This window comes from Pseudomonas sp. BIGb0164, assembly GCF_024810135.1.
Lineage (GTDB): Bacteria > Pseudomonadota > Gammaproteobacteria > Pseudomonadales > Pseudomonadaceae > Aquipseudomonas.
In genome coordinates, this window is sequence record NZ_JANUEA010000001.1 from 19,944 (window position 1) to 42,364 (window position 22,421).

16 protein-coding genes are annotated in these 22,421 nt (G+C 61.7%); 9 read left to right on the top strand and 7 right to left on the bottom strand.

From position 1 onward, the window contains the following. Positions 1-48: 48 nt before the first annotated feature. Positions 49-1,338, bottom strand: a complete 1,290-nt coding sequence (locus M2394_RS00100) for a glycosyltransferase (RefSeq protein WP_259171194.1) — start codon at positions 1,336-1,338, stop codon at positions 49-51. A gap of 157 nt (positions 1,339-1,495) precedes the next feature. Here M2394_RS00100 and tpx point away from each other — a divergent pair, with 157 nt between their 5' ends. From tpx to M2394_RS00135, 7 genes are all read left to right on the top strand, one after another. Then, positions 1,496-1,996 carry a thiol peroxidase gene (gene tpx, locus M2394_RS00105; protein WP_178923335.1) on the top strand — a complete coding sequence of 167 codons (501 nt, stop codon included), beginning with the start codon at positions 1,496-1,498 and terminating at the stop codon, positions 1,994-1,996. A gap of 231 nt (positions 1,997-2,227) precedes the next feature. Then, on the top strand, positions 2,228-3,532 hold the full coding sequence (locus M2394_RS00110; RefSeq protein WP_178923337.1) for an MdtA/MuxA family multidrug efflux RND transporter periplasmic adaptor subunit: 1,305 nt from the start codon (positions 2,228-2,230) through the stop codon (positions 3,530-3,532). Further along, positions 3,529-6,630 (top strand): MdtB/MuxB family multidrug efflux RND transporter permease subunit, encoded by a 3,102-nt coding sequence (locus M2394_RS00115; RefSeq protein WP_178923339.1) that lies wholly within the window; start codon positions 3,529-3,531, stop codon positions 6,628-6,630. Before M2394_RS00110 ends, M2394_RS00115 begins: the two co-directional genes overlap by 4 nt. Beyond that, positions 6,627-9,734 carry an efflux RND transporter permease subunit gene (locus tag M2394_RS00120; RefSeq protein WP_178923341.1) on the top strand — a complete coding sequence of 1,036 codons (3,108 nt, stop codon included), beginning with the start codon at positions 6,627-6,629 and terminating at the stop codon, positions 9,732-9,734. Before M2394_RS00115 ends, M2394_RS00120 begins: the two co-directional genes overlap by 4 nt. After that, positions 9,731-11,299: an efflux transporter outer membrane subunit gene (locus M2394_RS00125; protein WP_405046537.1), complete on the top strand. Its 1,569-nt coding sequence runs from the start codon at positions 9,731-9,733 to the stop codon at positions 11,297-11,299. Before M2394_RS00120 ends, M2394_RS00125 begins: the two co-directional genes overlap by 4 nt. A gap of 282 nt (positions 11,300-11,581) precedes the next feature. Next, entirely contained in the window at positions 11,582-13,678 is a 2,097-nt protein-coding gene (locus M2394_RS00130; RefSeq protein ID WP_178923343.1) for a bifunctional diguanylate cyclase/phosphodiesterase, read from the top strand. Positions 13,679-13,732: 54 nt separating this feature from the next. Continuing rightward, entirely contained in the window at positions 13,733-14,479 is a 747-nt protein-coding gene (locus M2394_RS00135) for an SDR family oxidoreductase (RefSeq protein ID WP_178923345.1), read from the top strand. Between the two features lie 12 nt (positions 14,480-14,491). Here M2394_RS00135 and M2394_RS00140 read toward each other — a convergent pair whose 3' ends face one another. The 4 genes from M2394_RS00140 to M2394_RS00155 form a co-directional block, all read right to left on the bottom strand. Next, entirely contained in the window at positions 14,492-14,950 is a 459-nt protein-coding gene (locus M2394_RS00140) for a hypothetical protein (RefSeq protein ID WP_259171195.1), read from the bottom strand. 98 nt (positions 14,951-15,048) lie between these two features. Next, complete coding sequence (gene mapR / locus M2394_RS00145; RefSeq protein WP_178923347.1) at positions 15,049-16,458, bottom strand: GntR family transcriptional regulator MpaR; 1,410 nt, start codon at positions 16,456-16,458, stop codon at positions 15,049-15,051. Between the two features lie 159 nt (positions 16,459-16,617). Then, entirely contained in the window at positions 16,618-18,033 is a 1,416-nt protein-coding gene (ccoG, locus tag M2394_RS00150; RefSeq protein ID WP_259171196.1) for a cytochrome c oxidase accessory protein CcoG, read from the bottom strand. Between the two features lie 184 nt (positions 18,034-18,217). Next, entirely contained in the window at positions 18,218-18,457 is a 240-nt protein-coding gene (locus M2394_RS00155) for a DUF3203 family protein (RefSeq protein ID WP_178923351.1), read from the bottom strand. A 121-nt stretch (positions 18,458-18,578) separates the two neighbouring features. Between M2394_RS00155 and M2394_RS00160 the strand changes: the two genes are divergently transcribed. Beyond that, the gene (locus M2394_RS00160) at positions 18,579-19,076 is read left to right on the top strand and encodes an MgtC/SapB family protein (RefSeq protein ID WP_259171197.1); all 498 of its coding nucleotides are present in this window, start codon (positions 18,579-18,581) and stop codon (positions 19,074-19,076) included. A gap of 20 nt (positions 19,077-19,096) precedes the next feature. On the opposite strand, the gene M2394_RS00165 is transcribed toward M2394_RS00160, so the two are convergent. Continuing rightward, positions 19,097-19,747 (bottom strand): hypothetical protein, encoded by a 651-nt coding sequence (locus M2394_RS00165; protein WP_259171198.1) that lies wholly within the window; start codon positions 19,745-19,747, stop codon positions 19,097-19,099. 219 nt (positions 19,748-19,966) lie between these two features. Next, positions 19,967-20,125 carry a hypothetical protein gene (locus M2394_RS00170; RefSeq protein WP_259171199.1) on the bottom strand — a complete coding sequence of 53 codons (159 nt, stop codon included), beginning with the start codon at positions 20,123-20,125 and terminating at the stop codon, positions 19,967-19,969. A 203-nt stretch (positions 20,126-20,328) separates the two neighbouring features. Here M2394_RS00170 and M2394_RS00175 point away from each other — a divergent pair, with 203 nt between their 5' ends. After that, positions 20,329-22,317, top strand: a complete 1,989-nt coding sequence (locus M2394_RS00175; protein ID WP_259171200.1) for an alpha-1,4-glucan--maltose-1-phosphate maltosyltransferase — start codon at positions 20,329-20,331, stop codon at positions 22,315-22,317. Positions 22,318-22,421 lie beyond the last annotated feature (104 nt).

The following is a 22,421-nucleotide window of genomic DNA, read 5'->3' on the forward strand; positions in this document are numbered from 1 at the left end:
CTGCCTAGGATAATGCCCCCTCGTGCGCGACCTCGCCAGCGCTGGTGTTTACACGGTGCGGTTTTTCGCCTCGATCCATTGGGACATGTACTGCGTACTTTTATGGGCATGATGGCGCAGCATGCTGCCCGTGAAGTTGGCCCTGCGATGGGCCGCCAGGGTGCGGCGACAGTGTTCCAGGCAGGCCACCAGCGCCGGGCCATGGATGTCCTGGTCATAACGGCGAGCCAGCAATTGGCGCCCGTTTTCCTGGGCCTCGGTCCAGCGCGCGCGATCTTGATACAGCGCCACGGCCGCCGCTGCCAACGCAGGCGCGGTCTGTTCGATCATGCCGGGCCATGGCTGGCCATCGCCCATGGCTTCGGCGCCGATCGGCGTGGTGACACTTGGCGTGCCACACAGCATCGCGTCCACCAGCTTGCCCTTGATGCCGGCGCCGAAGCGCAGCGGCGCCAGGCAGATACGTGCGGCGGTCATCACCTGCAACGCGTCTTCGGCCCAGTTCATCACGTGAAAGCCCTGCGCCGGGTTGTGCAACGCCGTGGCCTTGGGTGGCGTGTAGGCGCCGTAGACATGCAGCTGGGCGCCCGGCAGTTGCTGGCGGATCAGCGGCCACAGGCTGTTCTTCATCCACAGCACCGCATCCCAGTTCGGCGCATGGCGGAAGTTGCCGATGCTGAGAAAATGCGCGCGGTCCTCGAATGGCGCAAACGCCTCGGTCGGCGGTTGCAGCATCAACGGGCACCAGTGGAGCAGGGCGGCGGGCACCTTGAACTGTTCGGTGAGCAGGCGGATCTCCACGTCGGAGATCATCAGGCTGATATCGCAGCGGTAAATCGCCGCTATCTCGCGCTTGGCCAGGTCAGTGTCGGCCATCAACTGGAACGCTTCTTCCAGCGCTGGTGTGAACAGCGCGGTGAAGTCGTCGCTGTCCGGGTGGGCTTTCAGGTGATCTTTCTGGCGCTGGTGGCGGGCGTCGCGCAGGCTCTGCAGGTCGGAGGTTTCCAGTACGCGCAAGGCGTCGGGGCAGCACTTCTCCACGCGCCAGCCGAACTGCTCTTCCATCATGAAGCGGTCGAACAGCACGATATCCGGAGCGAGTTCGCGAATAAAATCATCGAAACTGCTGTTATTGAGTTCAATCGCGCATTCGCGGATGCCCAGCGCTGGCAGGTCAGCCTTGTGTTCGCCGATCGTGGCAGGGCTGCTGAAGGTAACGTCCCAACCTTGCGTCAGAAAGCTCTCAAGGATTTGCATCATATGCCCGCCAGCAGCCGAGGAACGAGGCTCCGGCCAGACATAACCAATGACCAGGACTTTGGTGGCAGGCTGATTCATCAACAACGCATTCCTTGAAGGGCAGGGGAAAAGCGCGCAATTAAACCACAACCACCGGCATGAGAATTTGTGCGCAGCGATAGGTAGCCACCGCACTTTGTGGTTAACTTCGGCCTCTCGAATTCGTTTCACTAAACCCAGCATAAGGATTCTGTTCATGGCTCAAGTCACCCACCGTGGCAACCCGATCCAGGTTGAAGGCGATCTGCCGCAAGTCGGTTCCCAGGCGCCAGACTTCACCCTGACCGCCGGCGACCTGTCGGACGCAACCCTGGCCACCTTTGCCGGCAAGCGCAAAGTGCTGAATATCTTCCCAAGTGTCGACACCCCGACCTGCGCGACGTCGGTTCGTAAGTTCAACGCCCAGGCCAACGACCTGAACAACGCCGTTGTGCTGTGCATCTCCACCGACCTGCCATTCGCCCAGGCGCGCTTCTGCGGCGCTGAAGGCCTGGAAAACGTGAAGAACCTGTCCGACTTCCGCAGCGCGGCATTCGCCGTCGACTACGGCGTGGCCATTGCTGAAGGCGCCCTCAAGGGCCTGACCGCTCGCGCTGTCGTCGTGCTGGATGAAAACGACAAAGTGTTGCACAGCGAGCTAGTTGCTGAAATCGGCCAAGAGCCGAACTACGAAGCAGCCCTGGCTGTTTTGAAGTAACTGTTTCAGCGCATTACTGTCGTTTTGCAGTAACACGCGTGCTGCATGATTGCGGCCTGGCCTAGTCCAGGCCGTTTTTATTTGTCGCTCAAGTGCTTAGCCCGTTAGCGAATGGACTAAGGTCAGAAGTTAAAAGTTGTAAGCCCAAGGTAAATAGCCGGTAAAGGCGCTTTTCTTAATGCGCACCAGTGCTTATCTTTCAGCCTCCCAAAGAAGAAGCTCTCGCGCCCAATGGTTGATCATTCCATGCAATCCTCCCCCCGCAATTCCCGCCGCTGGTTGTTCGGCCTGCTCGTGCTGCTGGTTATCGCCGGCCTGTGCTGGAAATACTGGCCCGCCAGCCACAAGGATGCCGCCGAGAAGAAACCGGCCGGGCACGCCGGCAAGTCGGGGATGATGCGCCCGGGTTTCGGTGGCTCCACTGGCCCGATCCCGGTGCGCGTGGCGCCGGCGGTATTGGGTGACTTCCCGGTGTACTACAAGGCGTTGGGCACGGTGACGGCGCTCAATACCATCAATGTGCGCAGCCGGGTGGGTGGCGAGTTGGTGAAGATCGCCTTTGAAGAAGGGCAGATGGTCAAGGCCGGCGACCTGCTGGCGGAAATCGACCCGCGCAGCTACCAGAACGCGTTGCTCCAGGCCCAGGGCACCCTGTTGCAGAACCAGGCGCAGTTGAAGAACGCCCAGGTCGACGTGCAGCGTTACCGCGACCTGTATGCCCAGGACAGCATCGCCAAACAGACCCTGGACACCGCCGAAGCGCTGGTCCTGCAATACCAGGGCACGGTCAAGACCAACCAGGGCGCGGTGGACGACGCCAAGCTCAACCTCGAATTCACCAAGATCCGCGCGCCGATCAGCGGCCGTGTCGGCCTGCGTCAGGTCGATGTGGGCAACCTGGTGGCGGCCAACGACACCACCTTCCTCGCGGTGATCACCCAGACCCAGCCCATCAGCGTGGTCTTCACCCTGCCGGAAAACACCCTGGACACCGTGCTCACCCGCTACCACGCCGGCAACAAGTTGCCCGTGGAGGCCTGGGACCGAGGCGACCTGAAACAGCAGGCGAGCGGCGTGCTGCAAAGCCTCGACAACCAGATCGACGTGACCACCGGCACCCTGAAATTCAAAGGCCGTTTCGATAACAAGGACCAGGCGCTGTTCCCCAACCAGTTCGTCAACGTGCATTTGCTCGCCGATACCCTGCACAACGCGGTGCTGGCACCGTCTGCTGCCATCCAGTTCGGCAACAACGGCACCTTTGTCTACAAGCTCGATGGCGACAAGAAGGTCAAGGTCCAGCCCCTGGTGATCGGCGACAGCGATGGCGACAACACCGTGATCAAGGAAGGCCTGGCCGCGGGCGACCGCGTGGTACTGGAAGGCACAGACCGTTTGAAGGACGGCAGCGAGATCGAAGTGGTCAATGACAGCAGTGAAGTGCCGACCACCCCGACCGAGCACCTGCAAGGCAAGCCTGCGGCGAAAGGGGAGACCGGCGCCAGCGCCGGCAAGGCGCAAAAGGTCGGTTCATGAACCTGTCGCGGCTGTTTATCCTTCGCCCGGTTGCCACCACGCTGAGCATGCTGGCCATTGTCCTGGCCGGCGTCATCGCGTATCGCTTGTTGCCGGTGTCGGCACTGCCCCAGGTGGACTACCCGACGATCCGGGTGATGACCCTGTACCCCGGCGCCAGCCCGGACGTGATGACCAGCGCGGTCACCGCGCCCCTTGAGCGCCAGTTCGGGCAAATGCCCGGGCTGACGCAGATGGCGTCCACCAGCTCGGGCGGCGCTTCGGTGCTGACCCTGCGTTTCAACCTCGACATCAACATGGATGTCGCCGAGCAACAGGTGCAGGCCGCGATCAACGCCGCCACCAACCTGCTGCCCAAGGACTTGCCGGCGCCACCGGTGTACAACAAGGTCAACCCGGCCGATACCCCGGTGCTGACCCTGGCCATTACCTCCAAGACCATGCTGTTGCCCAAGCTCAATGACCTGGTCGACACACGCATGGCGCAAAAAATTGCGCAGATCAGCGGCGTCGGCATGGTCAGCATCGCCGGTGGCCAGCGCCAGGCCGTGCGCATCAAGGTCAACCCGGAAGCCCTGGCGGCCAATGGCTTGAACCTGTCGGACGTGCGCACCCTGATCGCCGCGTCCAACGTCAACCAGCCCAAGGGCAACTTTGACGGCCCCACCCGGGTGTCGATGCTCGATGCCAACGACCAGTTGGTCTCGCCCCAGCAGTACGCCGAGCTGATCCTGGCCTACAACAACGGTGCGCCGCTGCGTCTGAAGGACGTGGCACAGATCGTCGACGGTGCCGAAAACGAACGCCTCGCCGCCTGGGCCAATGAAAACCAGGCCGTGCTGCTCAATATCCAGCGCCAGCCGGGTGCCAACGTGATCGAGGTGGTGGACCGCATCAAGGCGCTGCTGCCGAGCATCACCGACAACCTGCCGGCCGGCCTCGACGTGGCGGTACTTACCGACCGTACCCAGACCATCCGCGCCTCGGTCACCGATGTACAACACGAATTGCTGATCGCCATTGCCCTGGTGGTGATGGTGACGTTTCTGTTCCTGCGCCGTTTCAGCGCCACCATCATTCCGTCCATCGCCGTGCCGTTGTCGCTGGTGGGCACCTTTGGCGTGATGTACCTGGCGGGGTTCTCCATCAACAACCTGACGCTGATGGCCCTGACCATCGCCACCGGGTTCGTGGTGGACGATGCCATCGTGATGCTGGAGAACATCTCCCGCTACATCGAGGAAGGCGAGACGCCGCTGGCGGCCGCGCTCAAGGGCGCCAAGCAGATCGGCTTTACCCTGGTGTCCCTGACCTTGTCGCTGATCGCGGTATTGATCCCGTTGCTGTTCATGGCTGACGTGGTCGGGCGCCTGTTCCGCGAATTTGCCATTACCCTGGCAGTCGCCATCCTGATTTCCCTGGTGGTGTCCCTGACCCTCACGCCGATGATGTGCGCGCGCTTGCTCAAGCGTGAGCCCAAGGAAGAAGAACAGGGCCGCTTCTACAAGGCCAGCGGCGCGTGGATCGACTGGCTGATCGAAGCCTATGGGCGCAAATTGCAGTGGGTGCTCAAGCACCAGCCGCTGACCCTGCTGGTGGCCATCGCCACCCTGGGCCTCACCGTGTTCCTCTACCTGGTGGTGCCCAAGGGCTTCTTCCCGGTGCAGGACACCGGCGTCATCCAGGGCATTTCCGAGGCGCCCCAGTCGATCTCCTTTGCGGCCATGAGCCAGCGCCAGCAGGAGCTGGCCAAGATCATCCTGGCCGACCCGGCCGTGGAAAGCCTGTCTTCTTATATTGGTGTGGACGGTGATAACGCCACCCTCAACAGCGGTCGCTTGCTGATCAACCTCAAGCCCCACGGCCAGCGCGACTTGAGCGCCGCCCAGGTGATCACGCGCCTGCAGCCGGAAATCGACAAACTGGTGGGCATCCGCCTGTTCATGCAGCCGGTGCAGGACCTGACCATCGAAGACCGCGTCAGCCGTACCCAGTACCAGTTCAGCATGTCCTCGCCCGACGCTGACCTGCTGGCGTTGTGGAGTGACAAGCTGGTGCATGCGTTGAGCCAATTGCCGGAACTCACCGACGTGGCCAGCGACCTGCAGGACAAGGGCTTGCAGGTGTTCCTGGTGATCGACCGCGACGCGGCCTCGCGCCTGGGCGTGAGTGTGTCGACCATCACCGATGCGTTGTACGACGCCTTTGGTCAACGGCAGATCTCCACGATCTACACCCAGGCCAGCCAGTACCGCGTGGTGCTGCAGGCCCAATCCGGCGAAACCCTGGGCCCGGCCGCGCTGAACCAGATCCATGTGAAAACCACCGACGGCGGCCAGGTGCGGCTGTCGAGCCTGGCCCATGTGGAGCAGCGCCAGGCGCAGTTGGCGGTCGCGCATATCGGCCAGTTCCCGGCAGTGATGATGTCGTTCAACCTGGCCCCTGGCGTGGCACTGGGCAAAGGCGTGGAACTGATCAACCAGACCCAGAAGGACATCGGCATGCCGGTGGGCGTGCAGACCCAGTTCCAGGGCGCGGCCCAGGCGTTCGAAGCCTCGCTGTCGAGCACCTTGCTGCTGATCCTGGCGGCGGTGGTTACCATGTACATCGTGCTCGGCGTGCTCTACGAGAGTTACATCCACCCGATCACCATTCTTTCGACCTTGCCCTCCGCCGCCGTGGGGGCCTTGCTCGCGCTGCTGCTCAGTGGCAATGACCTGGGCATGATCGCGATCATCGGCATCATCCTGCTGATCGGTATCGTGAAGAAGAACGCGATCATGATGATCGACTTCGCCCTCGACGCTGAACGCAACCAGGGCCTGGACCCGCAGACTGCGATCTACCAGGCGGCGCTGTTGCGCTTCCGGCCGATCCTGATGACCACGCTGGCAGCCTTGTTCGGCGCAGTGCCGTTGATGCTGGCCACCGGTTCCGGCGCGGAGTTGCGCCAGCCCCTGGGCCTGGTGATGGTCGGCGGCCTGCTGGTGAGCCAGGTATTGACCCTGTTCACCACGCCGGTGATCTACCTGTACTTCGATCGTCTGGGCCGGCGCTGGCGCAAAGAGCCGCAAAGCCTGGAGCCGGTTGAGTCATGAACCTGTCCGGACCTTTCATTCGCCGGCCGGTCGCCACCATGCTGCTGAGCCTGGCGATCATGTTGCTGGGCGGCGTGAGCTTCAACCTGTTGCCGGTCTCGCCGCTGCCGCAGATCGACTTTCCGGTGATCGTGGTGTCGGCCAGCTTGCCCGGCGCCAGCCCCGAGGTGATGGCGTCTACCGTGGCTACGCCGCTGGAGCGCTCCTTCGGCTCGATTGCCGGCATCACCACCATGAGCAGTTCGTCGAGCCAGGGCTCCACCCGGGTGATCCTGGCGTTTGACTCCGATCGCGACATCAACGGCGCGGCGCGGGAAGTGCAAGCGGCGATCAATGCCTCGCGCAACCTGTTGCCCAGCGGTATGCGCAGCATGCCCACCTACAAGAAGATCAACCCGTCCCAGGCGCCGATCATGGTGCTGTCGCTGACCTCGGACGTGCTGCCCAAGGGCGAGCTGTATGACCTGGCCTCGACCATCCTGTCCCAGAGCCTGTCCCAGGTGCCGGGCGTAGGTGAAGTGCAGATCGGTGGCAGTTCATTGCCCGCCGTGCGCATCGAGTTGCAGCCCAAGGCTCTCGACCAGTACGGCGTGGCCCTCGACGACGTGCGCAATACCATTGCCAACGCCAACCAGCGTCGGCCCAAGGGCTCCCTGGAAGACAGCGAGCGCAACTGGCAGATCCAGGCCAACGACCAGCTGGAAAAGGCCAAGGACTATGAACCGCTGCTGATTCGCTACCAGAACGGCGCCGCCTTGCGCCTGGGGGATGTGGCCAAGATCAGCGACGGCGTGGAAGACCGCTACAACAGCGGCTTCTTCAACAATGATGCGGCGGTGCTGCTGGTGATCAACCGCCAGTCCGGCGCGAACATCATCGAGACCGTGCGGCAGATCAAGGCGCAATTGCCAGCCTTGCAGGCCGTACTGCCGAGCAGCGTCAAGCTGAGCCTGGCGATGGACCGCTCGCCGGTGATCACCGCGACCTTGCATGAAGCCGAGATGACCCTGCTGATTGCCGTCGCGCTGGTGATCCTGGTGGTGTACCTGTTCCTGGGCAACTTCCGCGCCTCGCTGATCCCGACCCTGGCGGTGCCGGTGTCGCTGGTGGGAACCTTTGCGGTGATGTACCTGTTCGGCTTCTCGCTGAACAACTTCTCGCTGATGGCGCTGATCCTGGCCACCGGCCTGGTGGTGGACGACGCTATTGTGGTGCTGGAGAACATTTCCCGGCATATCGACGAAGGCGTGCCGCCGATGAAGGCGGCGTACCTGGGTGCCCAGGAAGTCGGGTTTACCTTGCTGTCGATGAACGTGTCGCTGGTGGCGGTGTTCCTGTCGATCCTGTTCATGGGCGGGATTGTCACCAACCTGTTCCGCGAGTTTTCCATCACGCTGTCGGCGGCGATCATCGTGTCGCTGGTGGTGTCGCTGACCCTGACCCCGATGCTCTGCGCGCGCTGGCTCAAGCCGCATATCAAGGGCCAGATGACCGGCCTGCAGCGCTGGAGCCAGAAGGTCAACGACCGCATGGTGGCCGGTTACGCCACCAGCCTCGACTGGGTGCTGCGCCACCGACGCCTGACGTTGCTCAGCCTGCTGCTGACCATTGGCGTCAACGTCGCACTGTATGTGGTGGTGCCGAAGACCTTCATGCCGCAGCAGGACACCGGACAGTTGATCGGTTTTGTGCGCGGTGACGACGGCCTGTCGTTCGGCGTGATGCAGCCGAAGATGGAAACCTTTCGCCAGGCCGTGCTCAAGGACCCTGCGGTGCTCAGCGTGGCCGGCTTTATTGGTGGCAACAACGGCACCAATAACGCGGTGATGCTGGTGCGCCTCAAGCCCATCAGCGAACGCAAGATTTCCGCCCAGGCGGTGATCGAGCGCCTGCGCAAGGACGTGCCGCTGGTGCCGGGTGGGCGGTTGTTCCTGATGGCCGACCAGGACCTGCAATTTGGTGGCAGCCGTGACCAAAGCAGCGCGCAGTATTCCTACATCCTGCAGAGCGGTGACCTGGCGGCCTTGCGCGAGTGGTACCCGAAGGTGGTGGCCGCGTTCCATACGCTGCCTGAGCTGACTGCCATCGACGCCCGTGAAGGGCGCGGCGCGGCGCAGGTCACGCTGATCGTGGACCGCGACCAGGCCAAGCGCCTCGGGGTGGACATGGCCATGGTCACCTCGGTGCTGAACAACGCCTATAGCCAGCGGCAGATCTCGACCATCTACGACAGCCTCAACCAGTACCAGGTGGTGATGGAGGTCAATCCGCTTTATGCCAAGGACCCAATCACCCTCAACCAGGTGCAGGTCATCACGTCGACAGGCGCGCGGATTCCGCTGTCGACCATCGCCCATTATGAAAACAGCCTGGCCGATGACACCGTACGCCATGAGGGCCAGTTCGCCTCGCAGAACATTGCCTTCGACATGGCGCCTGGCGTCACGGTGGAGCAGGGCATGGCCGCCATCGAACGGGCGGTGGCCAAGGTGGGCTTGCCGGAAGACGTGATCGCCAAGATGGCCGGCACCGCCGATGCGTTCGCGGCGACCCAGAAGGGCCAGCCGTTCATGATCCTCGGTGCGCTGGTGGCGGTGTACCTGGTGCTGGGCATTCTGTACGAAAGCTACATTCACCCGCTGACCATCCTGTCCACCTTGCCGTCGGCGGGGGTGGGGGCGCTGTTGTCCATCTACCTGTTGGGCGGTGAGTTCAGCCTCATCTCGCTGTTGGGCTTGTTCCTGTTGATTGGCGTGGTGAAGAAAAACGCGATCCTGATGATCGACCTGGCACTGCAACTGGAACGCCACGACGGCATGAGCCCGCTGGAATCGATCCGCAGTGCCTGCCTGCTGCGTCTACGGCCGATCCTGATGACCACCCTGGCGGCGATCCTCGGCGCCTTGCCGTTGCTGCTCGGCGCTGGCGACGGCGCCGAAATGCGCCAGCCCCTGGGCCTGACCATTATCGGTGGCCTGGTGTTCAGCCAGATCCTGACCCTTTACACCACCCCGGTGGTTTACCTCTATCTAGACCGCGCACGCCATCGCTTCAATGCCTGGCGCGGCGTGCGGACCGATGCTGCCTTGGACACTGCGCTATGACCGATTCAACACCCGCCAATGCACTGCATCAGTTTGCCGCTCCGATGCATTTTCCTGTAGGCGCCGGCTTGCCGGCGAAAAACGCCCAGGCACCGCGTACCTCCCGATTGAGCACGCTATCGTTGACCACCTTGGCGAGTAAACTCGTTCCTACTGTCGGGTTGGCCCTGTTGCTCAGCGCCTGCGCCATCGGCCCCGACTACCAACGCCCGCAAGTCGTCGAGCCCGCGCAATTCAAGGAAGCCCAGGGCTGGCGCCAAGCCAGCCCCAGCGACTCCCTGGCCCGTGGCGCCTGGTGGGAGCTGTACGGCGACCCTCAGCTCAATGACCTGGTGGTGCGCCTGAACACATCCAACCAGACCGTGGCCCAGGCCGAAGCGCGCTTTCGCCAGGCCCAGGCCCAGGTGCGCAGCGCCCGTGGCGCGTTTTTCCCGACCGTGGACCTGAGCGCCGGTAAAACCCGTGCCAGCCAGGGCACCGGCAGCAGTAACGCCAGCCTGAGCAGTTCCAGCAGCGGGATCCGCGACACCCTCAATGCCCAGCTGGGTGTGAGTTGGGAAGCCGACGTCTGGGGCAAGCTGCGCCGAGGTCTGGAAGCCAATGAAGCCACGGCCGAAGCCAGCTCAGCGGACCTGGCGGCGATGCGCCTGAGCCAGCAATCGGAACTGGTGCAGGACTATCTGCAACTGCGGGTCATGGACGAACAGACCCGTCTGCTGCAAGCCACGCTGGACGCCTACCAGCGTTCGCTGACCATGACCGAAAACCAATACCGCGCCGGTATTTCCGGCAAGGACGCCATCGCCCAGGCGCAAACCCAGCTCAAGACCACCCAGGCCAGCCTGATCGACCTGATCTGGCAGCGCGCCCAGCTGGAAAACGCCATCGCGGTGTTGATCGGCGAGGCGCCGGCCAACTTCAACCTGGCCGTCAGCCAAAGCATCCCGGCGTTGCCGCAGATTCCGGCGAGCCTGCCGTCGCAGTTGCTGGAGCGCCGCCCGGACATCGCCTCGGCCGAACGTTCGGTGATCGCCGCCAACGCCAATATTGGCGTGGCCAAGGCCGCCTACTACCCGGACCTGACCCTGAGCCTGGCCGGTGGTTATTCGAGCAGCACCTACGCCGACTGGATCAGCCTGCCGAACCGTTTCTGGTCGGTGGGGCCCAAATTGGCCATGACCCTGTTCGACGGCGGCCAGCGTTCGGCTGAAGTCGACCGCAGCATTGCCAGCTATGACGAAACCGTGGCCAAGTACCGCCAGACCGTGCTCGACGGTTTCCGTGAAGTGGAAAACTACATGGTGCAGCTCAAGGTGCTGGAAGACGAGGCCGTGGTCAGCAATGAAGCGCTGGCCGCTGCACGTGAATCCCTGCGCCTGACCCAGAACCAGTACAAGGCCGGGCTGATCGCCTACCTGGATGTGGTCACCGTACAGGCCACGGCTCTGAGCAACGAGCGCACAGTGCTGACCCTGCTCCAGACTCGATTGGTGGCCAGTGTGCAACTGATCGCCGCGTTGGGCGGTGGCTGGGATGGGCACACATCGGCAAAAGACAACGATTAAGTGTGAACTCGAAGCCAATGTGGGAGCGGGCTTGCTCGCGAATGCGGCAGTTCAGTCAATACATTCAGTGACTGACACACCGCATTCGCGAGCAAGCCCGCTCCCACATTTGGACTCCATTCGGCTCCGGATTTGCGCTGAATTTAAGTCGGTAGATTGACGTCAAAATGCCAGTAATGGCTATACGCTAATAAATCAACTGTACAAGAATTATTCTCGCTACAATCGCTCGCTTTGCCACCTGGCACGGGCTTTTCAGGCCCGTCGGTTTTGAGAAGTCCCATGCTCATCGGTAGTTATTCTCCCTCTCTTGTCGTGATCTCCTTGTTCGTCGCGATCCTGGCGTCTTATACCGCCCTGGACCTGGCCGGCCGCATCGCGACCACCAAAGGCCGCGCGGTGTACCTGTGGATGACCGGCGGGGCCGTGGCGATGGGCGTGGGCGTGTGGTCCATGCACTTTATCGGCATGTTGGCGTTGCGCCTGCCGTTCGCCCTCGGGTTTGACCTGGGCATTACTGCGCTGTCGTTGTTGATCGCGGTGCTCTCCAGCGGCTTTGCGTTATGGCTGATCAATCAGCCGCGCTTGCCCGCCTGGCAACTGGCGTTTGGTGCGTTGGTCATGGGCGCGGGCATCAGCAGCATGCACTACACCGGCATGGCTGCCATGCGCATGACTCCCGGCATCGACTACGACCCAACGTTGTTTGGCGCCTCATTGTTGATCGCCGTGGTGGCGTCCGGCGCAGCGCTGTTGATCGCCCACAACCTGCGTCGCAACACGCCCTACGTGCGCCTGTTGCGCGGCGGTGCGGCGGTGGTGATGGGCGTGGCCATCGTGGGCATGCATTACACCGGCATGGCGGCCGCGCGCTTTGCCGATGAAAGCTTCTGTGGCGCGGCGCTGACCGGCTTGAGCGGTAAAGGCCTGGACAACCTGGTGTTGGTGACCTCGTTGGCGGTATTGATCATCGCACTGCTGACCTCGTTGCTCGACGCCCGCCTGGAAGCCCGCACTGCGGTGCTGGCCGATTCTCTGACCCTGGCCAACCAGGAGCTGACCCACCTGGCCCTGCATGACATGCTCACCGGGCTGCCCAATCGCACGTTGCTGGCCGACCGTATCCAACAAGCGATCCAAGCGGTGAAAGAGCAGGGCGGTTGCTTTGCGTTGATGTTTATCGACCTGGATGGCTTCAAGCCAGTCAACGATGCCTTCGGTCACCACATGGGTGACCAGTTGCTGCGTGAAGTCGGTTTGCGCCTGCGCGAAGACCTGCGGGGCCAGGACACCCTGGCGCGTATCGGCGGCGATGAGTTCGTGCTGCTGGTGCAATTGGGCCAGCCCGACGATGCCATGGGCCTGGCCGAGCGTCAGGTGGGCCTGCTCAACCGGGCCTTCAGTGTCGCCGAACACGAGTTGAAGATCTCCGCCAGTGTTGGCATCGCCCTGTTCCCGGGCAACGGTGGCAACCCCCAGGAACTGTTGATGAACGCCGACGCCGCGATGTACCACGCCAAGGGCATGGGCAAAAACGGCTACAGCTTCTTCGACGTCTCGATGAACACCAATGCGCGCAAGCAACTGCAACTGTTGCAGGATTTGCGCAATGCTGTCGAGCACGAGCAATTTCGTTTGTATTACCAGCCCAAGTTCGACGCGGTCAGTGGCATCGCCGTGGGGGCCGAGGCGTTGCTGCGTTGGGAGCATCCGCAGCAGGGGCTGTTGCTGCCGGCGATGTTCATCGAACTGGCGGAAAAGACCGGGTTGATCATTCCGATTGGCGAATGGGTGCTCAACGAAGCCTGTCGCCAGATGGCCCTGTGGTACGCCCAGGGTTATGAGGACTGGCGCATTGCAGTGAACCTGTCGGCCTTGCAGTTCTGTCACGCGGGGTTGGTCAAGAGCGTGGCCTCGGCCCTGGAGCGCCATCAGTTGCCGGCCAACAACCTGACCCTGGAAATCACCGAGACCACCGCCATGAGCGACGCCGACGCGAGCATGACAGTGTTGCAACAGCTCTCCGACATGGGCGTCGATCTGTCCATCGATGACTTTGGCACCGGTTACTCCAGCCTCATGTACCTCAAGCGCCTGCCTGCCAACGAGTTGAAGATCGATCGGGGCTTTGTGCGCGACCTGGAGCACGACAGTGACGACGCCGCCATCGTTTCGGCCATCGTTGCACTGGGCCAGGCCCTGGGCCTGCGTATCGTGGCCGAAGGTGTGGAGACCGATGTGCAACAGAGTTTCCTGACGCGCCTGGGTTGTAATTCCCTGCAAGGCTATCTGCTGGGGCACCCGTTGCCGGCGGACGGGTTCATGGCCGATATCCAGCGCGCCGAAGACGCCGTAGCCCCTGACAAAAGCCGTGCGTGACGGGTATTCTTGGATCCAACCCTTTCTCTCAGGTTGAATCAGGAGACCACACGCATGGACAAAGTCGTCATCATCACCGGTGGCAGTCGTGGGATTGGCGCCGAGACGGCCTTGCTGGCGGCACGCCAGGGCTATCGCATCTGCATCAATTACCAGTCTGACGAAGAGGCGGCCCATCGCGTGCTGGAGCAGGTCCGTGCGCTGGGCGCCCAGGCGATCACTGTGCGCGCCGACGTGAGTATCGAAGATGAAGTGATTGGCCTGTTCAACCGCGTCGACGCCGAGTTGGGCCGGGTCACCGCACTGGTCAACAATGCCGGTACCGTGGGGCATAAGTCGCGGGTCGATGAGATGTCCGAGTTCCGCATTCTCAAGATCATGAAGACCAACGTGCTGGGGCCGATCCTGTGTGCCAAGCATGCGGTGCTGCGCATGTCGCCCAAGCACGGCGGGCAGGGCGGCAGTATCGTCAACGTGTCGTCGGTGGCGGCACGCCTGGGTTCGCCGGGCGAATATGTGGACTATGCCGCCTCCAAAGGCGCGCTCGACACGTTCACCGTGGGCCTGTCCAAGGAGGTGGCGGGCGAGGGTATTCGGGTCAACGCCGTACGCCCTGGCTATATCTTCACTGACTTCCACGCCCTCAGCGGCGACCCGGACCGTGTCAGCAAACTCGAGTCGGGCATCCCCATGGCGCGCGGCGGGCGCCCGGATGAAGTGGCCGAGGCGATTATCTGGCTACTGTCGGACAAAGCCTCGTATACCACCGGCACCTTTCTGGATCTTGGGGGAGGTCGTTAAGGGCGTGGATGATCAGGTCCGCAGGTAGCGCAGTACCTCGTAGCCTTTATAGGAAAAGGCCTGCAGCAGGCGGACCTCCGAGTTATCGGCGGTGCCATAGCCATTCGCGCAAAAACCGTCGATGTAGCCATTGCGGTTTCGGCTGCAGTTGAGGGTGCAATCATCGACGTTGTCGATGAAACGCAAGACTTTGTCCAGGTCGTAGGCCGCGTTGGCCCGGGACTCCGCGTCAGGGTTGGCCTCGGTCCAGTCACCCATCTGCATCATCAATTCATCGATCAGGTGGTAGTTGTCCCGGTTGTCCAGGAAGTGCTTCAGCACCGGGCTTTGTTTGATGATCCGTTCTGCCGAACGATGGTCACCGGCCGGGCGCCCCTCCGGGCCGGTCATCTCGCGTACTTGTTTCTGTTCGGCTGCACGCATGTAGTTGGGGGGGATGGGTAGCGGTATAAGGTCGGTGCGAATAGGCATGCTCGTGGGACACTCAACATTGAACCAGGGAAGGTGCACTCTTCAATAAGAGAAGACTGCGCCCACCTGTGTGGCCATGTCCTTGACTCAGTTCCGGTTTAAAACGACCGCACGATCCGCCCCAATGTCTCCATCGCCTTCTCCGATGCCTCGGTCCACGGGCTGCCATAGTTAAGGCGGATGCAGTTGCGAAAGCGCTGGGTCGCCGAGAAGATCGGCCCCGGCGCGATGCTGATGCCTTGTGCCAGCGCCATCTGGAACAGCTTCAGCGAGTCGGTCTGCTCCGGCAGTTCCAGCCACAGGAAATAACCTCCGGCAGGTTGGCTGACCCGCGTCTGCGCCGGGAAGTAACGGGCAATCGCCGCCAGCATCGCACTTTGCTGTTCTTCCAGGGCGTAGCGCAATTTGCGCAAGTGTCGGTCATAGCCGCCATGTTGCAGGTAATCGGCAATCGCCGCCTGGGCCGGCATCGACGGGCACAGTGACGTCATCAGCTTCAGGCGCTCGACTTTCTGCGCAAAACGCCCGGCCGCCACCCAGCCCACGCGATAGCCCGGGGCCAGGCTTTTGGCAAACGAGCCGCAATGCATCACCAGCCCTTCAGTGTCGAAGGCCTTGGCCGGCTTGGGTGCCTGCTGCCCGTAATACAGCTCGGCGTACACGTCGTCTTCGATCAGCGGTACCTGATGGCTGCGCAGCAGTTCTACCAACGCTTGTTTCTTGGCTTCGGGCAGGATGGCGCCCATGGGGTTCTGGAAGCTGGTCATGGTCCAGCAGGCCTTGATCGGGTAGCGCTCCAGGCTTTGGGCCAGGGCGTTGAGGTCAATGCCGTCGCGCGGATGCACGGGGATTTCCACGGCCTTGAGTTTCAAGCGCTCCAGCACTTGCAGGCAGGCGTAGAACGCCGGCGCTTCAATGGCCACCAGGTCGCCGGGTTCCGTCACCGCTTGCAAGCACAGGTTGAGGGCCTCCAGGGCGCCATTGGTGATCAGCAGTTCTTCCATCGGCAGCATCAGGCCGCCGACCATGTAGCGCAGGGCGATCTGCCGACGCAGTTGCGGGTTGCCCGGCGACATGTCGGTGACCACCAGGCGCGGGTCCATCTCGCGGCTGGCGCTGGCCAGGGAACGGGCCAGGCGCGGCAGGGGGAATAGCATGGGGCTGGGGAACGCCGAGCCGAACGGCACGGTGTTCGGGTCCTTGATCGAGTCAAGCACCGAGAACACCAGTTCGCTCACATCGACTTCGGTGGACTCGTGCACTTGTTCGCTCACCACCGGTTCGGAAAACGGGCTGGGCGCATGGGTATTCACAAAGTAGCCCGAACGCGGCCGTGCGCGGATCAGGCCGCGCCGCTCCAACAGGTAGTAGGCCTGGAACACCGTGGACGGGCTGACCCCATAGGTCTGGCTGGCATAGCGCACCGACGGCACGCGCTGGCCGGGGCCAAGCACCCCGGAGCGGATCAGTTCTGCGATGTCATCGGCGAATTTTTCGTAGCGTTTCATGGGGGCCTTGAACAAAAATTTAATAGGTGCACGGAACACATTGTGGGAGCGGGCTTGCTCGCGAAGGCGGGGTATCAGCCGCCTGATTTATAAACTGACCCGCCGCCTTCGCGAGCAAGCCCGCTCCCACAGTTGGATCTTTACAGGTTCGGATAGACCTCAGCGGTTCAATGGCGCCACAAAGCGGCTGTCGGCGGCACTGTAGATCCACGGCTCATCCACATCGGTGACCTTGAAGCGCAGGGTCTGCGAACTGCTCGCCGGCTTGTCGGCGAGCAGCGCCACCGACACCGGCACATCGCTGATTTCCCCCGGGGCCAGGCTGATCTCGGTCTTGCCCTGCAGCTGGAAACCTTCGGCATCCACCAGTTCCAGGCGGTAGTCCTGGCGTTGCTGGGTCTTGTTGATGACCTTGAGGCTGTAGATGTTCTCGATCAGGCCCTGGCTGTTCTCCCGGAACATGCCACGGTCCTTGGTCACGTCCAGCGACACCATCGGCCGTTCGATCAACGCCACCACCAGCGCCGCTATCATCACCAACAGCACCGCACTGTAGCCGATCAGGCGTGGCCTGAGCAGGTGCGTCTTGCCACCTTGCAACTGATGTTCGGAGGTGTAGCTGACCAGGCCACGGGCGTAGCCCATCTTGTCCATGATCGAATCGCAGGCGTCGATGCAGGCGGCGCAGCCGATGCACTCCATTTGCAGGCCGTCACGGATGTCGATACCGGTGGGGCACACTTGCACGCACAACTGGCAGTCGATGCAGTCACCCAGGCCGACGTCGGCGGGCTTGACCTCGCGTTTGCGCGGGCCACGGTTTTCGCCACGGGCGGCATCGTAGGAAATGGTCAGGGTGTCCTTGTCGAACATCACGCTCTGGAACCGTGCGTAAGGGCACATGTGCATGCACACCGCCTCGCGCAGCCAGCCGGCGTTGAGGTAGGTGGCGCCGGTAAAAAACAACACCCAGAACAGGCTCACGCCCCCCATTTGCCAGGTCAGTAATTCGGCGGCCAGGGGCCGCACCGGGGTGAAATAGCCGACGAAGGTCAGGCCGGTGAGCACGCTGATGCCCAGCCACAAGGTGTGCTTGGCCGAACGCCGCGCCAGTTTGTTCAGGCTCCAGGGCGCGGCCTGCAGTTTGATGCGTTGGTTGCGTTCACCCTCGGTGACCTTTTCGCACCACATGAACAGCCAGGTGAACGAGCTTTGCGGGCAGGTGTAGCCACACCACACGCGCCCGGCAAACACGGTGATCGCAAACAGGCCGAAGGCACAGATGATCAGCAGGGCCGACAGCAGGATGAAATCCTGGGGCCAGAATGTGGCACCAAAGATGTGGAATTTGCTTTCAGCCAGGTCCCACAGCACGGCCTGGCGCCCACCCCAGTTCAGCCACACCGTGCCGAAGAAGGCCAGGAACAGAAAGCCTGCACCGCTGACGCGCAAGGTGCGGAACAGGCCGGTAAAACTGCGGGTATGGATCAGGGTGTCGCTGGCGTTGGCCTTCACCTTCTTTGGGTGCGCAGGCTCATGGATTTCCACGGTTCGGACGGGGATTCTTTCGCTCATGGTCGTTCGCTCATCAGCCTCCATCAGGCAGATGAACTATGAACGGCGCTCTGTTTGCAGAACAGACTCAGCTATCACGATAAAAAGCGGATCAGATGAGACGCGCCTCACCCCCTGCGACAATGTGCTGCACCCCGTGGCGCGTGGGGTGCAGGCTGTTTGCGCAAGTGCTGATACAGATCAATCAAATCACCGAATCACTGTTCGTGGCCTTCAGGTGCTTGCGTCCGTCCTTGGCGCCGGCCACGGTCAGGGCGTCGGCCTCGGCTTCGGTGATATAAACCCGGTCCGCGCCCAGTTGCACGAAGGACATGGCTTTGTCGCTGTCGGTGCCGACGGTCACCTGTTCAGCGGGCAGGCTTTGTTCCTCGCCGGTTTCATCGACCTTGAAACGGCACGTGTGGCTTTCGATACGTACAGGCATGACAAGCTCCTTTTTATAGGCTGGTAATCGTTAGGTTCCAGCCTGTCGCCAAGCGTTCCAGGCAACTGACTGGCGGTCGCCGCTGTCCACCGCTTATCACTGATGAAAAAGGAGCGCATCCATGGACGCCTGGTGGCATGAAGTGTGGCAAACCCTGCAGGCCGAATTCGCCGATATCGGCGATGCTCGGCAATTGACGCAGATTACCGTGCGCCTGCTGATTGCAGCCGTGCTGGGGGGTATCCTGGGGTTTGAGCGAGAGAGCAAGGGCAAGGCGGCCGGCGTGCGCACCCACATGTTGGTGGCCATGGGAGCTGCACTGTTTGTGTTGGTGCCGCAGATGTCCGGCAGCCAGGCGGATGCCATGAGCCGGGTGTTGCAGGGCGTGATTGCGGGGATCGGGTTTCTCGGGGCTGGCACCATCCTCAAGGGCAAGGAGGATGAGGCGGGACAGCACGTCAAGGGCCTGACCACCGCAGCCGGGTTGTGGATGACCGCCGCCATCGGTGTGGCGGCGGGGCTGGGGCGCGAGTCGACAGCGGTGCTGAGTACGTTGCTGGCCCTGGCGGTCTTCAGCCTGATGCCGAGGATCGTCAAACTGCTCGAAAAGGAACCATGAGCAGGGTTTAAAGCATTGACTCAGCTTTGGCCACCTGAGCGTTCGCGTCGCATCTTTTCGATTTTACCTTTGCTCAGATGGCCACCGAAATCGTTCAACTCTTTGGTGTTCGCCCTTGTCCCGAACATGCGCGTCTTGAGTTTCTTCAGGTTTTCATTCGAGCTGCTTAAAAAGTTGGCGAAATCGCCAAGCTCTGCATCGAATGCTTTAAATAACATTTCAAGATTTCTGTATTTTGCCTGATGCAGGTAGTTATCACCTAACCCTTTGAGGCATGAGTTCTGGCTGGCTTCGAGCTTGTTCTTGTCTAGACGCTCGCCAATTCTTTCAAGAACCTTGGCGTTCGCTTCAGCATTTGGACCGTGCAAACATTGGCTGATATTGGCTTGGGTCATGAGTGGGCGGAGCTGGGCGAGGATCGTACGCGACTTGTCCGAGTCGGGGTTGTTCATGAGCTCTTCGATATTTTCCGGGGTCAGCAACGCGTTCAATTCATTGACGGTCTTATCCGCTTTTCCCGGTGCAGGCTGCGTGGGCGGTGTCGACCAGTCTGGGCCAGAACTCGGTGTTGAATTCGGGAGATTGGCGGGTGGTGATGGGTGACGTGGCGACACGTTGGTGTTTTGCCCAGTACCGGCAGGGGGGGCGTAATGCGGGTTGATGGTCGACATCGTTTTGGCCTCGTAGGAGTTCAACAAAACGCTACTGCCAGCAACCTGACCAGAGCGTTTACGCACCCGAGTATAAGGACGTCGAATCATGGTAAAACGGGGTATAGACCGATAGTGCTGTAAGGCATTTCGCTAATTGTGGTGTAAGGACGGCGCTCATATGCAGGTGCTGAAAAAGGGGCCGGTGCCGAGCATCGAACCCCTGAGTCTATCAATGATTCAAACGATGACGGGCGGCATCGTCTTTGGGGGTTCCTCTACCGCAGGCGGCTCGTTTTCAGGCGGCTCTTTCTCCGGAATCGGCTCCGGTTCGCTCGGCGGCAGGGTCGGGTTGTCGATATTCGGGTCCGGCGTTTCAGCCGGGATCGGGATATTCATCAGTGTGGCCTCCTTTGTGCTTTGCTCTATCGGTGGACAGCCGCTGCGGCGAATTGATTCCCCGCTCAATGGCGGCACATCCACCTGAACTTTTAACCGGGGCTCAGGCTCGGACCTATGACGGCCCGCTCAGGGAGAGCACCGCCGTATCAGAATCCGGATCAAGCAAAGAGCGTCCACAGGGCGTAAGGGGAAGATGCTCGATGACTGCTGAAACACTGGCTCCAGACGATTCCATATTGCCGCTGTCCCAGGCCTTGCTGCTGCCCAGGATCGCCATCGAAAGCACCACGCCTGTGATCGACGGCGGCGAATTTGCCGTCAAGGCCGTGATTGGCCAACGGGTTCATGTGACCAGCAAGGTGTTCGCCGACGGCCATGACACACTCTCTGTTTTGATCCGCTGGCGCCCACTGCGCGATGAAAGCTGGCACAGCGTGGTGATGACCGACGTGGGCAACAATGGCTGGGAGGGCGGGTTTACCGTCGAAGCACTGGGGCCCCATGAATTCTGCATCGAAGCCTGGATCGATACCTTCGCCAGCTTCTGCTATGAACTGCGCAAGAAACACGAGGCCGGTGTGCCAGTCAGCCTGGAGTTGCAGGAGGGCCGCAGCCTGGTGCTGCAGGCCGCCGAGCGCAGCGACAACGAACTGCGCGACCGCCTGATGCTGTTGCACCACGAACTCTCCGGCCTGCTGGAAACCGAGCAGGTTGCGCAGTTCCTGCACGAAGGCAGTGCACACCTGATGACCCAGGCCGATCACCGTGCCTATTTGAGCATCAGCACCGTGTACCCGATCGATGTGGAACGCACGGCTGCGCAATTTGCCAGTTGGTACGAGCTGTTTCCCCGCTCGATCACCGACGATCCGGCCCGTCACGGCACCTTCAATGACGTGCACTCGCGGCTGTCGATGATCCATGACATGGGCTTCGACGTGCTGTACTTCCCGCCGATCCACCCCATCGGTCGCAGCCACCGCAAGGGCCGCAACAATTCCCTCACGGCCGGGCCGGACGACCCGGGCAGCCCCTACGCCATCGGTAGCGAGGACGGCGGCCACGAGGCGATTCACCCGCAGTTGGGCAGCCGCGATGACTTTCGCCGCCTGGTCAAGGCCGCCGCCGAGCATGGCCTGGAAATCGCCCTGGATTTTGCTATCCAGTGTTCCCAGGACCATCCGTGGCTCAAGCAGCACCCGGGCTGGTTCAACTGGCGGCCGGACGGCACGATCAAATACGCCGAAAACCCGCCGAAGAAATACCAGGACATCGTCAACGTCGACTTCTATGCGGCAGACGCGATTCCAGGCCTGTGGACTGAGTTGCGTGACATCGTGGTGGGTTGGGTGGAAGAGGGCGTGAAGACCTTTCGCGTCGACAACCCGCACACCAAGCCGCTGCCGTTCTGGCAATGGCTGATCAGCGACGTGCGTGCCAAGTTCCCGGAGGTGATCTTCCTGGCGGAAGCCTTTACCACGCCGGCGATGATGGCGCGGCTGGGCAAGGTCGGTTATTCCCAGAGCTACACCTATTTCACCTGGCGCAATACCAAGGCCGAACTGAGCGAATACTTCACGCAGTTGAACGAGTCGCCGTGGCGCGAATGCTTCCGGCCGAATTTCTTCGTCAATACCCCGGACATCAACCCAGGCTTCCTGCACGAATCTGGCCGCCCGGGTTTCTTGATCCGCGCGGCGCTGGCCACTCTGGGCTCGGGCCTCTGGGGTATGTATTCAGGCTTTGAGCTGTGCGAAGCCGCACCTGTGCCAGGCAAAGAGGAATACCTGGACTCGGAAAAGTACGAGATCCGCGTCAGGGATTTTACCGCCCCCGGCAACATCATTGCCGAGATCGCCCAGCTCAACCGCATCCGCCGGCAAAATCCGGCCTTGCAGACCCATCTGGGGCTCAAGCTATACAACGCGTGGAACGACAACATCCTGTATTTCGGCAAGCGCAGCGAGGATGGCAGCAACTTCATTCTCGTCGCGGTGAGCCTGGATCCTTATAACGCCCAGGAAGCGAATTTCGAGTTGCCGCTGTGGGAATTGGGCCTGCCCGACGATGCCCAGACCCAGGGCGAAGACCTGATGAACGGCCACCGCTGGACCTGGTACGGCAAGACCCAGTGGATGCGCATCGAGCCGCACATGCCGTTCGGTATCTGGCGCATCACCGTTTCCTGAGCCCGATAGAGAAACCCTGTGGGAGCTGGCTTGCCTGCGATGGCGGTCTATCAGCCAACATTTCTGGCCCTGACACACTGCCATCGCAGGCAAACCAGCTCCCA

Bases quoted from the DNA above. Each gene is read 5' to 3' on its own strand.
- M2394_RS00100 (WP_259171194.1), bottom strand. From the start codon at position 1,338: ATGAATCAGCCTGCCACCAAAGTCCTGGTCATTGGTTATGTCTGGCCG.
- tpx (WP_178923335.1), top strand. From the start codon at position 1,496: ATGGCTCAAGTCACCCACCGTGGCAACCCGATCCAGGTTGAAGGCGAT.
- M2394_RS00110 (WP_178923337.1), top strand. From the start codon at position 2,228: ATGGTTGATCATTCCATGCAATCCTCCCCCCGCAATTCCCGCCGCTGG.
- M2394_RS00115 (WP_178923339.1), top strand. From the start codon at position 3,529: ATGAACCTGTCGCGGCTGTTTATCCTTCGCCCGGTTGCCACCACGCTG.
- M2394_RS00120 (WP_178923341.1), top strand. From the start codon at position 6,627: ATGAACCTGTCCGGACCTTTCATTCGCCGGCCGGTCGCCACCATGCTG.
- M2394_RS00125 (WP_405046537.1), top strand. From the start codon at position 9,731: ATGACCGATTCAACACCCGCCAATGCACTGCATCAGTTTGCCGCTCCG.
- M2394_RS00130 (WP_178923343.1), top strand. From the start codon at position 11,582: ATGCTCATCGGTAGTTATTCTCCCTCTCTTGTCGTGATCTCCTTGTTC.
- M2394_RS00135 (WP_178923345.1), top strand. From the start codon at position 13,733: ATGGACAAAGTCGTCATCATCACCGGTGGCAGTCGTGGGATTGGCGCC.
- M2394_RS00140 (WP_259171195.1), bottom strand. From the start codon at position 14,950: ATGCCTATTCGCACCGACCTTATACCGCTACCCATCCCCCCCAACTAC.
- mapR (WP_178923347.1), bottom strand. From the start codon at position 16,458: ATGAAACGCTACGAAAAATTCGCCGATGACATCGCAGAACTGATCCGC.
- ccoG (WP_259171196.1), bottom strand. From the start codon at position 18,033: ATGAGCGAAAGAATCCCCGTCCGAACCGTGGAAATCCATGAGCCTGCG.
- M2394_RS00155 (WP_178923351.1), bottom strand. From the start codon at position 18,457: ATGCCTGTACGTATCGAAAGCCACACGTGCCGTTTCAAGGTCGATGAA.
- M2394_RS00160 (WP_259171197.1), top strand. From the start codon at position 18,579: ATGGACGCCTGGTGGCATGAAGTGTGGCAAACCCTGCAGGCCGAATTC.
- M2394_RS00165 (WP_259171198.1), bottom strand. From the start codon at position 19,747: ATGTCGACCATCAACCCGCATTACGCCCCCCCTGCCGGTACTGGGCAA.
- M2394_RS00170 (WP_259171199.1), bottom strand. From the start codon at position 20,125: ATGAATATCCCGATCCCGGCTGAAACGCCGGACCCGAATATCGACAAC.
- M2394_RS00175 (WP_259171200.1), top strand. From the start codon at position 20,329: ATGACTGCTGAAACACTGGCTCCAGACGATTCCATATTGCCGCTGTCC.